The organism is Altericroceibacterium indicum, from assembly GCF_009828105.1.
Classification (GTDB): Bacteria; Pseudomonadota; Alphaproteobacteria; order Sphingomonadales; family Sphingomonadaceae; genus Altericroceibacterium; species Altericroceibacterium indicum.
The window spans coordinates 676,112-688,145 of the sequence record NZ_WTYQ01000002.1; the positions used below are offsets into that span (position 1 = coordinate 676,112).

Consider the following 12,034-nt stretch of genomic DNA (forward strand, 5'->3'; position numbering starts at 1 on the left):
TAGGGCAGAGAAGCTGAACCGGCAATGGAAAGGCCAATCGGGTTTGGATCGATTGGAAGAATATATGGGCGATAAACGTGATCTTCTGATCCTTGGCGGCGGCCTTGTCGGCATGACGCTGGCGCTGGCTGCGGCAAAAAAGGGCATCACTTCACATGTGGTGGACCGGGCTGATCCGGCTGCGCTGACTGCTGACAATTTTGACGGGCGCGCCTCGGCCATTTCTACCGCGAGCTGGAATCTGTTTACCAATATCGGCCTTGCCGATGCGCTGGAACCCCATGGCTGCCCGATTGCCTCCATCGCGGTGACGGACGCCATGCGCCCCGGCAGAATCGACTTCCAGCCGGAAGAGCATGAAGGCTCACTCGGTCGGATGTTCGCCAATCAGACCCTGCGCCTTGCTCTGTTCGAAGCGGCCAGAGACAATACCCTCATCAACTGGCATGCCAAAGCCGATGTGGTGGAGCGTGTGCGTGGGCCACATGGCGTATCGGCCACACTGGCGGACGGCACTGTGCTCGAAGCCAGCCTGATGGTCGCCGCAGAAGGGCGCCAGTCCCCCACCCGCAAGGAAGCCGGGCTGCAACTGGCCCATTGGGACTATAAGCATCGCGCGCTGATCGCCGGAATCATCCACGAAAAACCGCATGACAATGTGGCGTGGGAAATCTTCTATTCCGATGGCCCCTTCGCCCTGCTCCCCATGCTCGACACTAAAGATGGCAAGCATCGCAGTGCGCTGGTGTGGACGGTGAATGAAGCCCACGCCAAAGGCTATCTCGCGCTTTCCGATGCGGCCTTCCGCGCCGAAGTCGAAAAGAAAATGCATGGCGTTTTTGGCCATGTGGAAATGAACGGCCCGCGTAGCTCCTATCCGTTGAGCTTTCAGCACACGGCACGGATCACCGCAGACCGGCTGGCGCTGGTGGGCGATGCCGCCCATGGCATTCACCCGATTGCAGGCCAGGGCCTTAATCTCGGCATTCGTGATGTCGGCACGCTGGTCAGCGTACTGGTGGACGGGATGAAGCTTGGCCTTGAACCGGGCGATGCGCAAATGCTCAAACGCTATGAAGAATGGCGCGCGCTCGATGGTTTCTCCGTCGCCGCTGCCACCGATGCACTGACATGGCTGTTCGGCATTCCCGGCAAGCTTCCCAGCGCCATCCGCCGCATGGGTATGGCCGTGGTGCAACGCACCTCACCGTTGAAGACATTCTTCATGAACGAAGCGCGCGGCATGTCTGGCGACTTGCCGGAATTGCTGCGCGAACAATAAGGCGCGCGCTGCCCTACCACACAATCGATTGAGCCTATCCTATGTCCCTTCATAGCTGGTGGCTGTTTGCCATCTCCGTCTTCCTGCTTTCGGCAACGCCGGGGCCGAATATGCTGCATATTCTCTCGCGTAGTGTGGAAATGGGAATCAAGCGCACTACGGCGGCGATGGCCGGCTGCTTGACTGCGATGATTCTTGTTCTTGCCGGATCTGCCGCAGGGCTCAGCACCATGTTGCTTGCCCTCCCGGGTGCCTTTGAAGTGCTGCGCTATGCCGGGATTGCCTATCTTCTGTGGCTCGGCATCAAATCATGGCGGGCAAAGATTGCGCCGATTGATGTTGGCAGTGATGAATTGCCCGCCTCACATTCTCTGGCCAAACTGTATAGCGGTGGCTTTGCGATCGCGGTGAGCAATCCCAAACTGATCCTGTTCGCCGCGGCCTTCTTTCCGCAATTCCTCAATCCGGCAGCACCCCAGCTTCCGCAGTTCGCGGTGTTGATCGGCACTTTCGTGGTGATCGAAGTGTTTTGGTATGGCGTCTATGCGATGGGTGGGAAGTCGCTGGCACGTGTGCTCCGCCAGCCATCTATGAAACGGATGTTCAACCGGATGACTGGCGTAATCTTTATCGGTTTCGGGCTGGCCTTGCTGAAAGCCAAGCCACAATAAATTTTCTAATTGGCGTCTTCCGGACCAATGCTGGCAGGGCTCAGTTGCTCGACCGCATTTCCCGCAGAATCGCGTAATTTGCGCGGTTCGAGGATGGCGGTCATCTCCAGCAGGTCCAGTGCTTCGCGGGCGTGAGAGTAGCGCTCAGCCGCAGCAATCCAGCCGCTGGCCTGCTGCGCATTGGGGAGATTGCGGACCTCGGCAATAGCCGAATCCACCCGGTCACTTTCAAGAAACAGCTTCGCCCGCGCAAGCCGGCGAAGCGGTGCGGGCGATGGCGTATCTTCTGACCTTATCACGAAGAGGTTTTTCATCTGGTCCTGCAACCAGCCCAGTGTGTTGCGTTCACTGCGTGCTTCAACCAGTTCGGGCGCCAAACCTTCCAGCCGGGCGATCAACTGGTCCAGCGTTACCGGATGACGCGACGCCTCGATCACGGCGCGGACAGCATTGGGGTGAGCATCACCGAAGCGCAGGCGAAGCTGATCCGCCAGATAGCCAAGAGGTGCGCCGCGTTCAATCGCACGCCTTGTCGCAAAAGCTATTAACAGCCCTTCCGCGCGAGCAGCATTGCCCGACGCAGCCTGCGCCTGAAGATCCAGCTTGGCAAGGCGCTGTTCCATCGCCGTTACCCGCTGATCGATCCCGCCTTGTTGCTGGGCAAATTGTTCCACCGCATTACGCGTATCATCGCTTTCGCTTGCCGGGGGAAAGATCGGATTGGGACCGGCCGCAGGGGCCTGATCGCCTGCCGGGACCGGCGACGGGTTGACGTCTTTTACCGCAGGTTCACGCAGATCGATCCATTGCGGCGCATAATGCCAGGCGGCAGCGGAAGCCAGTGCGGCACCGGTTATGAAGGTAACAACGACCAGCCCCACTGTGGGTGCGATGCGTTTTATCTTGCGCTGTTGCGAGCGTGCGCGGAGCCGCTCTTCCAGATCACTTTCCATTTGCATCCTTTAGACGGAACATCCGGCCAGAACACCCCCTAGGGTAAAACCTTAAAGACCGGTTATCACCCGCCGACCCTCAACCTTCACGCAAATCATGGCACAATTGGCCAACCAGTTCCAATAGCGCCGCTTCATTCGGCGCAGCGGCGCAGTGGCGGCCAGCCCACCCGTCACCCGCAGCCTCAGCAATACGTGGTGCAAGAGCGGCGATGTAGAGCAGCTTGCGGTTCACTCCCAGCCGGTTGCATTCTTTCACGAAATGCTGCGCCGCTGCACCTGAATGGAGCATGATGATACCGCCCTTTGCAAGTTCACCGGCCAGCTCTCCCGGCATAGGCAAAGCCTCACTGGTATAGGCGATGCGTTCGGTCAGGGTGATGCTGGGCGGCACTGACAAAGGGCGGTGCTCAACTCCGGTAATGCGCAGCAGGTGAAGCCTCTCGCCTGCCAGACTATCGAGCACATTCTGCAAGCCGCCTTCGCCCACCAGCGCCACATGAAAGCCGCATTCAATGGCCAGCTCTGCCGTGGCTTTGCCAACCGCATAGACAGGAAGGTGGCGGCATTGATTGATCAATGCCCCGCCATGGCGAATGGCATTGGCGCTCCCGATCAACAGCCCGTCAAATTGCTCGACATCCGGCAGTTCCCAGACAAGCGGACGAATGGCAAATAGTGGCGCGCCAATGATCTCAAAGCCCTCCGCCGCGCCCCCTGCCACTGTGGCAGACAGGCCCGGTTCGGGCCGGATGGACACTATCGGAAGAGCGTTCACGGCTGACCTGAAAAATGGGCGATGATCCCGGCGCTCGCCCGCGCCAACAAGTCGTGCGCCAATCGCGCCGGGCCGTCAGTGTCTTCAACAGCAAATCGCAACTGGCCATCGACCCGCTCCGCCCCATCCGGACTGAACAGTGCGGCGCGCATCGTAATGTGGCCGCTATCCGATTCGCACAGCGCTGCAATCGGGCTGTGGCAATTGCCGCCAAGAGCCAAAAGCAGCGCGCGCTCAGCAAATATCTCTGTGGCGCTCTTAGGGTCGTTTATGGCGCCAATCAGTTCCTTTGTGGCGCTGTTAGAGCTCAGAATCTCAATGCCTATCGCCCCTTGCGCGGGTGCCGGAAGCCACTCTTCCGCATCGAGCGGGTGGCCCACACCATCCTCTCCCAATCGTTCCAGACCGGCGGCGGCAAGGAAGGTCGCCTGTGCATCGCCGGCTGCCAGCTTGGCCATCCGGGTCGCCACATTTCCGCGGAACATCACCACTTTGCAATCAGGGCGGGCGTGAAGCAATTGTGCTGCACGGCGTGGTGCACTGGTCCCAACAACCGCATTTTCTGGCAGTTCAGTAATGCTGGCAGCGCCGATCAACCGGTCCCGCTTGTCAGCACGCGGAAGAATCGCCGCAATTTCCAATTCGGGCGGACGAATAGTCTCGACATCCTTCATGGAATGGACCGCAGCATCGATTTTTCCTTCCGCGAGCCAAGCGTCCAACTCTTTGGTCCAGAGCGCTTTTCCGCCAATTTCCGCCAGCGGACGGTCCTGCACCTTGTCCCCGCTAGCCAGCACTGTCACCAGTTCAACCGCGCTTTCTTCCCACCCATGCGCCGCGCATAATCTTGCGCGAGTCTGCTCGGCCTGCGCCATAGCAAGGGGGGAACGGCGCGTGCCCAGTCGCAAGCGGGGCTGGTTTTCCGATGGGTTTGTCATGCGTTTGCTTGCCCTAATTCGCATTTCAGTCCAGTGGAACCCGCCATGACGCTGATCCTCGGCCTTGAAAGCAGTTGCGATGAAACCGCCGCCGCCCTGGTGGACGGCAACAGGTGCATACTTGCCCAGCATATCGCTTCGCAGGAAGCAGAACACGCGCCCTATGGTGGCGTGGTCCCCGAAATCGCTGCGCGCGCCCATGCGGAGCGGCTCGCCCCGCTGATAGAAGCAACTCTGTCCGATGCCAATGTTACGCTTGATCAAGTGGACGCCATTGCCGCCACCGCAGGCCCAGGCCTGATTGGCGGGGTGATGGTCGGCCTTGTTACTGGCAAGGCATTGGCGATGGCATCAGGCAAGCCGCTTATCGCGGTGAATCATCTGGAAGGCCATGCCTTGAGCCCGCGTCTTGCGGATGCTTCGCTGGAATTTCCCTATGCTCTGCTGCTGGTATCGGGTGGGCATTGCCAGATTCTGCGGGTGGAAGGTGTCGGCCGTTACCAGCGCCTTGCCACCACGATTGACGATGCGCTGGGCGAAGCTTTTGATAAAAGTGCCAAAATCCTCGGCCTAGGCTATCCCGGTGGCCCAGCGATGGAGAGGCTGGCACGCGAAGGCGATCCCAAAGCCGTCCCCCTGCCGCGCCCACTCGTCGGCAGCGGAGAGGTGCATTTCTCTTTTGCTGGCCTCAAAAGCGCGGTTTTGCGCGCGCATGAGAGCGGCAAATACACGCCTGCCGATATCGCTGCGAGCTTCCAGCAAGCCGCAGTGGATTGCATCACTGACCGCCTCCGCATCGCGCTGGATGCCATGGGCCCGATCACCGCTCTGGTGGTTGCCGGCGGCGTTGCTGCGAATACCAGCATTCGTCAGGCGCTTGAAACTATTGCTGAAAATCGCAGTGTCTCTTTTGTCGCACCACCAATCGCCCTATGTACCGACAATGCAGCGATGATCGCCTGGGCAGGAGTAGAACATTTCACTCTTGGCCATAGCGATCCGCTGGATATTGCCGCGCGGCCACGCTGGCCGCTCGATCCTGATGCAGAACCCGTGCGCGGAGCTGGAGTGAAAGCATGAGCGAGAGTGAAGCAGCGAAGGTCGGCGTGATCGGTGCCGGTGCGTGGGGCACGGCGCTGGCCCAAATGCTCGCCTCCGATGGTCGCCATGTGCTGCTCTGGGCACGAGATTGCACTCTGGTGGAAGAGATCAACCACCACCACACCAATGCAACCTATTTGCCTTCTGCCAAGCTTGCCGAAACAATTCTGGCAACAGATGACATCACCCGGCTGGCCAATTGCGACATATTGCTAATGGTGACACCCGCCCAGAAAATGGGCGAAGTGCTGTCTTCCATGCCGCATTTTCCGCAAGACATCGTGCTGTGCTCCAAAGGCATAGAAGCCGGCACCTTCCGCCTGATGAACGATGTAGCACGCGCCCTTGCCCCTGCGAGCGATATCGCGGTTCTTTCCGGACCGACCTTCGCACATGAAGTGGTCGCCGGGATGCCCACGGCTGTAACGCTGGCCTGCGGCGGCGGGGAAGCGCAATGGAACCGCATTTCCAGCACGATCGCCCGGCCTCATTTTCGCCCCTATTACTCCGATGACCTTGCCGGTGCTGAAATTGGCGGCGCGGTGAAGAATGTTCTCGCCATTGCCTGCGGGGTGGTGGAAGGCCTCAAGCTGGGACAGAATGCCCGCGCCGCGCTCATCGCGCGTGGTTATGCTGAAATGATGCGGTTTGGCGAAGCTCTGGGGGCAGATCGCGACACATTAGCAGGCTTATGCGGGTTAGGAGACCTTGTGCTGACCTGCTCTTCCACGGCCAGCCGCAATTTCTCGCTCGGCAAGGCGCTTGGTGAAGGGCATAGCCCGGAAGAACTCATGACGGACCGCCGAACTGTGGCAGAAGGCGCCTATACGGCACCGGTTTTGCGTGAACTTGCCGGACAGCACAATGTAGCTATGCCAATCACTGAAGCTGTCTGCCGCCTGCTTGAAGGTGGTGCAGCACGTGATCTGGCTTCCAGCCTTCTATCGCGCCCGCTGACTTCGGAAGGCCCATCCGCTTGAACGAAAAACCAGCGCCTGTCACGGACTCCGGATCGAAGGATTCCGGCGATATTGCAGCTCTGGCAAAGGGCGGCCGGACGAATTTCTTCGGCTTTCTGTTGCGCCTTGTTGCGCGGTTGCCATTCCTGTTCATCGGTGGCCGTATGTATGGCGCGGATTCGCTGGGCCGTTTTGCTTCTGCGCTGATCATTGTCGAACTGGTCGCCATGGTCTGCACCATCGGTGAAAAGCGCGGATTGGCACAGCGTTTATCCGAAAATGATTGTGACGAAGATGACCGCAGAGGCGGCGTTGCCTCCGGGGTCGTTTGCGACGGGATGCTGGCAGCTCTCATTCTGGGCAGTATTGCGGGCCTGTTCCTCTGGCTTGTGCCGGCACCGATGTTTCCCAGCGGCGAATATACGGAACTGGACAGGCTGCTTGTTCTTGCCATCCCAGCGCTGGCACTGACCGAAATCCTGTTGGCAGCCCAAGCCTATCGCTATGACATCGCCACCACTGTCCGCTCACGTGCGGTGGTGGAGCCATGGACGATTTCGATCATGGCAGGCTTGCTGTTCTTCGTATTGCCGGAAGGCGGCTTGTCGCTGGCTTATCTCGCGTCGATCTATGCCGCATTGTTGACCGCTGCAATTCCTTTCCTGCGCCGCTATGGCCTGCCCCAAAACTGGTCGCCAAGTTTCACCAGAATGCGCGCCCTGACTGTTCGCGGTTTGCCGCTGACCGGAGCAGATACGATCGAATGGGGCACCCGCCGGCTCGACATTTTCATTCTCGGCCTGTTCGCCTCGCCTGCTGCGGTGGGCGTCTATTACGTTGCGCAACAAGTCGCCAGCCTGCCACAAAAACTCAAAACCAGCTTTGAGCCGATTCTGGGCCCGGTCATTACCCGCAAGCTTAAAGAAAAAGACTATGCCGCGATTGCCCGGCAGGTCTGCCAGGTGGGCTTCTGGATCACCGCAGCACAGGCCGGCATAGCGCTTTCGCTTGGCATACCCGGCGAAGGGGTGATGGGCCTCGTCGGTCCGAATTTCGTTGGCGGAACCGGCGCACTGGGCTTCCTTCTAGCCGCCGAAGTGGTAGCCGCCACCGCCGTCGTTTCAGAAGCCGCGCTGGTTTATGTCGCCAGACTGCGCAATTTGTGGATTTCCATCGGCACCATTGTTTTGCAGGCGCTTCTCACTGTGGTCGTGATGCTGCTGGCTGACGCCTATGATCTGAGCGACCTCTACCGTGCTGGCGGTGCCGCGCTGGCCCTGATGCTGGCACTGGGCGCTTCTTCTTTGGCGAAAGCGCTTCTGCTTGGTCACATCCTTGGAGAATCGATCAACAATTGGCGCTGGTCATTGCTCTATGCCGTAGCCGTCGCTTGCGCCGTCGGGTTCCTTGTTACGCGCTTGCCGGAATGGGCGGAACTGGCCTTTGGCATTCCATTAATTCTGCTGTCTTATGGCTTTATTGTCTGGAAAAAAGGTTTCGGCCCTGAAGACCGCATGTTGTTTCGTAAAAAGATCGAAACAGCGGACGAATAGACTGGATTCAATATTCAGCCATCATTCACCCCCTCATATTGATTTTACAGATATTGCAATGAGGGGATGGAATGATGCGTAAAGGTTCACTGGCTATCAGTACATTTGCTTTGGTGCTGACCGCTTGTGCTACAAACGGTGGGCAAGATGTCACAGTAACGGGGCATCGTGCCGATTCGAGCCATACGGAAAACCTACCGCCTCCGCCGCCACCACCTCCAGCCCTGATCCGTGCCGCGCCTGTGCAAGGCGCGTATATTCCGGCGGTTCAGATCCCGCAAAATCCGGGCCGCGAGCGCTATGAGGGTGAAGAGGTGTCTCCGGTTCACCTTGTTGCACAAGAGCCGGTTTCAACCTTCTCCGTCGATGTCGATACAGGGGCTTATGCCAACACCCGCCGCATATTGATGCTGGGCCAAAAGCCCCCGCAAGATGCTGTGCGGACTGAAGAACTGATCAATTATTTTCGCTACGATTATCCGGCCCCACAAAATCGCGAGGTGCCTTTCACCGTCAGCACCGATCTGGCGATGACCCCATGGAACCCGGACACCCGCCTCCTGCGGATCGGATTGCGCGGCTATGACCTTCCGCGAGACAATCGCCCCCCTGCCAATCTGGTATTCCTGCTGGACGTATCCGGTTCCATGTCCAGTGCAGACAAATTGCCGCTGGTGAAGTCTGCCCTCACCAAACTGGCAGACAATTTGCGCGCTCAGGACCGGGTTTCGATTGTTGTCTATGCAGGTGCTGCCGGGGTGGTCCTTGACCCCACAAATGACAAGCGCAAAATCCGGCGCGCGCTCGATGCGCTCAATGCTGGTGGGTCCACCGCTGGTGGCGCTGGCTTGCAGCTGGCCTATAATATTGCGGAAGACAATCTGATCGAAGGCGGTGTGAACCGGATTATTCTGGCGACCGATGGCGATTTCAATGTCGGCATCCGCGATCCGGATGCCTTGATCGAACTGGTCGAGAAAGAGCGTGATCGCGGGATCACTTTGACGACGCTTGGCTTCGGCACCGGCAATTACAATGAAGCGATGATGGAACAGATCGCCGATCATGGAAACGGCAATTACGCCTATATCGACAGCGCGATGGAGGCGGAGAAAGTGCTGGTCGATGAAATGTCTTCCACCTTGTTCACCATCGCCAAGGACGTGAAGATTCAAGTAGAGTTCAATCCGGCAAAGATCAGCCAATATCGCCTGATCGGCTATGAAAACCGCGCTCTGCGGGAAGAAGATTTCGCTAATGATGCAGTGGATGCGGGCGATATCGGCGCCGGGCATCAGGTCACCGCATTATATGAAGTGGTCATGGCCGGAACCAAAGGCTGGGTTGCACCACGCCGGTACGAACCTGCGGCACCGGCAGCTGACAGTTCCAGCAACAGCGAGCTGGCTTTTGTAAAGCTACGTTACAAGCTTCCGAATGGAGAGGTTTCGAAACTGATCGAACGGCCTGTGCCAAGCGCTATGCTCTACACAGCGCGCCCGGCAGCAGGCGACATGGCCTTTGTCGCAGCTGTGGCCGCCTATGGCCAGAAATTGCGCGGAGACCCTATGCTCGCACAATTTACCTATGATGATATCGAAAAACTTGCCGGCACGCCGAGCGATTTCTGGCGGCAGGAATTTGTTCAACTCGTCAAAATAGCAGATAGCCTCGACGGAAGGTGAGATTGCAGGCTATGGTCTGGCCCATGCTTCACAGACCTTTGTTAGCCATCCTAATCGGTAGCCTTGCTGTTTTTGTTCTGGCGATTCTCGGCGGTAGATTGACCGGTCCAACGATTACCGATGAACTGTCGCGCCGCGCTGAAGCAGCAATTGCCGAGGCAGGTGGCAAAGGTGTCGTGACAGCCGTTTTCCGCTCTCCCGGTGGGGCGCCCAGCCGCCATCCGGTCCTTGAAGGGGGAGAAGGATTGAATGAAAAGAAGCGCGACCAGATTGCAAAGGCTGTTGCCCGAACCAAAGGGGTCGGCGGCATAAGCTGGGCCGATGGGAACGGCCTTGCAGAAGGCGGTGAACCGCCCATCAATCCGCGCCACTGCCAGGATGATGTCAGAGCGCTATTGGCAGCCCGGACTATCCGGTTTGAAGAATCATCGGCAACCATCCAACCATCGAGCGTCAGCTTGATTGATGAAGTGGCCAAAGCCCTGCGCCCGTGCCTTGGCAGCGTTGTTCTGGTGACAGGGCACACCGACAAATCAGGGCCGGAAAAGCTCAATCAAATCCTATCACGCGACCGTGCCGAAAGCGTGCGCAATGCTCTGATTGCCAGAGGGTTGCCAGAAGATAGCATCCGCGCCGAAGGGGTTGGCTCCGCTGTTCCTGTTGATGGGTTGAACCCAGCTGACCCAGCCAATCGCCGAATTGACTTCGAAGTCATTCAAACGGCAAAAATCAAACCGACACCCGTCGATACACCTGGCCCGCACTAAGACCAATATTCGTCACCTGACGGGGAACTTGGCTAAAGCCGCCACAGCTTCTAAGGACAGTCGGGAAATCAAAGGAGTTGCGTTCAGTGCCAATCTGGCTGGAATTATTCGTCTTGCTGTGGGTGACCTTCATGGTCGGGCTCGCGCTGGGCTGGATGATATGGGGACGCAGCCCAGACACGGTCGGGAGCACTGACAATGACTGAATTGATCCAGCAGAACTGGATTTTCTTCCTTATCGCCCTTGCCATCGGGATTGCCGTGGCCTGGTGGATTTTCGTCGCTTCACGTAAGACGACCATCCAGAAAGACGGCGACACAGAAGCGGCTGGTGAAGGCACCCGTGCCAAGCGCAACCAAGCGCTGATCGATGCGTCACCAGCTAATTTCGCCGCCGAAATTCCGCCCACAACACCCATCGGCATGGCCGGAGCGGGTGAAGCTGTTGCCGCAGCGGCAGAAGCTGCCAAAGTGGCTCCCGAGGCTACGCAAGACCACGATGCGGAAGTCGCGCCCCCTGCCCCCGTCGCTACCCCGGCACCAACCAGCCCGCAACCAGCTGCCTCCGCTGAGGGCGACGATCTGACCCGGATCAAAGGTGTCGGCCCCAAGCTGAGCGCTCACCTTGCCGGGCTTGGGATCTCCACTTTTGCCCAGATTGCCGCATGGGACGATGCCGAAATTGATCGGATTGACGCGCAACTTGGTCGCTTTGAAGGCCGCATCCGGCGCGATAACTGGCCAGAACAAGCACGTTTTCTAGCCCAGAATGACACTGCTGGTTTTGAGGCGAAATTTGGCAAGGTTTAAGGCCTTATCGACCGTTTCAGACGCCGCCAAACCGCCTGAAACGGGAACTTATGGGACCGTGCCCCATTCTTTTACTGAACAAACTGCCAGTAAGGCAGGGAAGAGTAGGAATATGGCGCTTAAGATTGATAATCTCAGCCGGCCCACGGTCTTGGTTGTAGAGGATGAATTCATCATCGCTCTTGACCTGTCTGAAACTGTTCGGGATCTCGGCTATACGCTGGAAGGCCCTTATGCTGACACGGAAAACGCCTTTGTAGCGATTGATCGTGTCATGCCTGATTGTGCGATATTGGATATCAGAACGGCAGATGGAGAAGTCTACCCGCTTGCTGATACGCTCACAGAAGCAGGTGTGCCGATCATTTTCCATTCCGGGCACGTACAACCGGAACATATCGCAACGCGTTATCCGCATGCCGTGGCTTGCACAAAACCATGCCCACCTGATCGGTTGGTGAAAGTTTTGGAAGAAGCGATGCACCGCAAGGTGCAACACTAAACGCCTAATCGCGATAGTTGGCATAGAAAAGGCCC

The 12,034-nt window shown here is 58.2% G+C and carries 12 protein-coding genes; 9 read left to right on the forward strand and 3 right to left on the reverse strand.

What is annotated here, in order from left to right; genetic code table 11:
- Positions 1 to 64 precede the first annotated feature (64 nt).
- Positions 65 to 1,282 (forward strand): FAD-dependent monooxygenase, encoded by a 1,218-nt coding sequence (locus GRI39_RS08140; RefSeq protein WP_160739162.1) that lies wholly within the window; start codon positions 65 to 67, stop codon positions 1,280 to 1,282.
- Positions 1,283 to 1,323: 41 nt separating this feature from the next.
- Positions 1,324 to 1,953 (forward strand): LysE family translocator, encoded by a 630-nt coding sequence (locus GRI39_RS08145; protein ID WP_160739163.1) that lies wholly within the window; start codon positions 1,324 to 1,326, stop codon positions 1,951 to 1,953.
- Positions 1,954 to 1,958: 5 nt separating this feature from the next.
- Here GRI39_RS08145 and GRI39_RS08150 read toward each other — a convergent pair whose 3' ends face one another.
- From GRI39_RS08150 to hemC, 3 genes are all read right to left on the reverse strand, one after another.
- Complete coding sequence (locus GRI39_RS08150) at positions 1,959 to 2,906, reverse strand: hypothetical protein (protein ID WP_246204963.1); 948 nt, start codon at positions 2,904 to 2,906, stop codon at positions 1,959 to 1,961.
- Between the two features lie 79 nt (positions 2,907 to 2,985).
- The gene (locus tag GRI39_RS08155; RefSeq protein ID WP_160739164.1) at positions 2,986 to 3,684 is read right to left on the reverse strand and encodes a uroporphyrinogen-III synthase; all 699 of its coding nucleotides are present in this window, start codon (positions 3,682 to 3,684) and stop codon (positions 2,986 to 2,988) included.
- Positions 3,681 to 4,622, reverse strand: coding sequence for a hydroxymethylbilane synthase (gene hemC, locus GRI39_RS08160; protein ID WP_160739165.1), 942 nt, complete (start codon positions 4,620 to 4,622; stop codon positions 3,681 to 3,683). The genes GRI39_RS08155 and hemC overlap by 4 nt, the downstream gene beginning before the upstream one ends.
- Before the next feature lie 45 nt (positions 4,623 to 4,667).
- On the opposite strand from hemC, the gene tsaD reads away from it, so the two are divergent.
- The 7 genes from tsaD (at position 4,668) to GRI39_RS08195 (ending at position 11,999) form a co-directional block, all read left to right on the forward strand.
- Positions 4,668 to 5,702: a tRNA (adenosine(37)-N6)-threonylcarbamoyltransferase complex transferase subunit TsaD gene (gene tsaD / locus GRI39_RS08165; RefSeq protein ID WP_160739166.1), complete on the forward strand. Its 1,035-nt coding sequence runs from the start codon at positions 4,668 to 4,670 to the stop codon at positions 5,700 to 5,702.
- Positions 5,699 to 6,703 (forward strand): NAD(P)H-dependent glycerol-3-phosphate dehydrogenase, encoded by a 1,005-nt coding sequence (locus GRI39_RS08170; protein ID WP_160739167.1) that lies wholly within the window; start codon positions 5,699 to 5,701, stop codon positions 6,701 to 6,703. Before tsaD ends, GRI39_RS08170 begins: the two co-directional genes overlap by 4 nt.
- Entirely contained in the window at positions 6,700 to 8,235 is a 1,536-nt protein-coding gene (locus GRI39_RS08175) for a lipopolysaccharide biosynthesis protein (RefSeq protein WP_211371488.1), read from the forward strand. Before GRI39_RS08170 ends, GRI39_RS08175 begins: the two co-directional genes overlap by 4 nt.
- 71 nt (positions 8,236 to 8,306) lie before the next feature.
- Positions 8,307 to 9,920, forward strand: a complete 1,614-nt coding sequence (locus GRI39_RS08180) for a vWA domain-containing protein (protein ID WP_343033313.1) — start codon at positions 8,307 to 8,309, stop codon at positions 9,918 to 9,920.
- A gap of 98 nt (positions 9,921 to 10,018) precedes the next feature.
- Entirely contained in the window at positions 10,019 to 10,687 is a 669-nt protein-coding gene (locus tag GRI39_RS08185) for an OmpA family protein (protein ID WP_246204964.1), read from the forward strand.
- Positions 10,688 to 10,885: 198 nt separating this feature from the next.
- The gene (locus GRI39_RS08190; protein WP_160739169.1) at positions 10,886 to 11,497 is read left to right on the forward strand and encodes a hypothetical protein; all 612 of its coding nucleotides are present in this window, start codon (positions 10,886 to 10,888) and stop codon (positions 11,495 to 11,497) included.
- A 112-nt stretch (positions 11,498 to 11,609) separates the two neighbouring features.
- On the forward strand, positions 11,610 to 11,999 hold the full coding sequence (locus GRI39_RS08195; protein ID WP_246204965.1) for a response regulator: 390 nt from the start codon (positions 11,610 to 11,612) through the stop codon (positions 11,997 to 11,999).
- Positions 12,000 to 12,034: the final 35 nt, after the last annotated feature.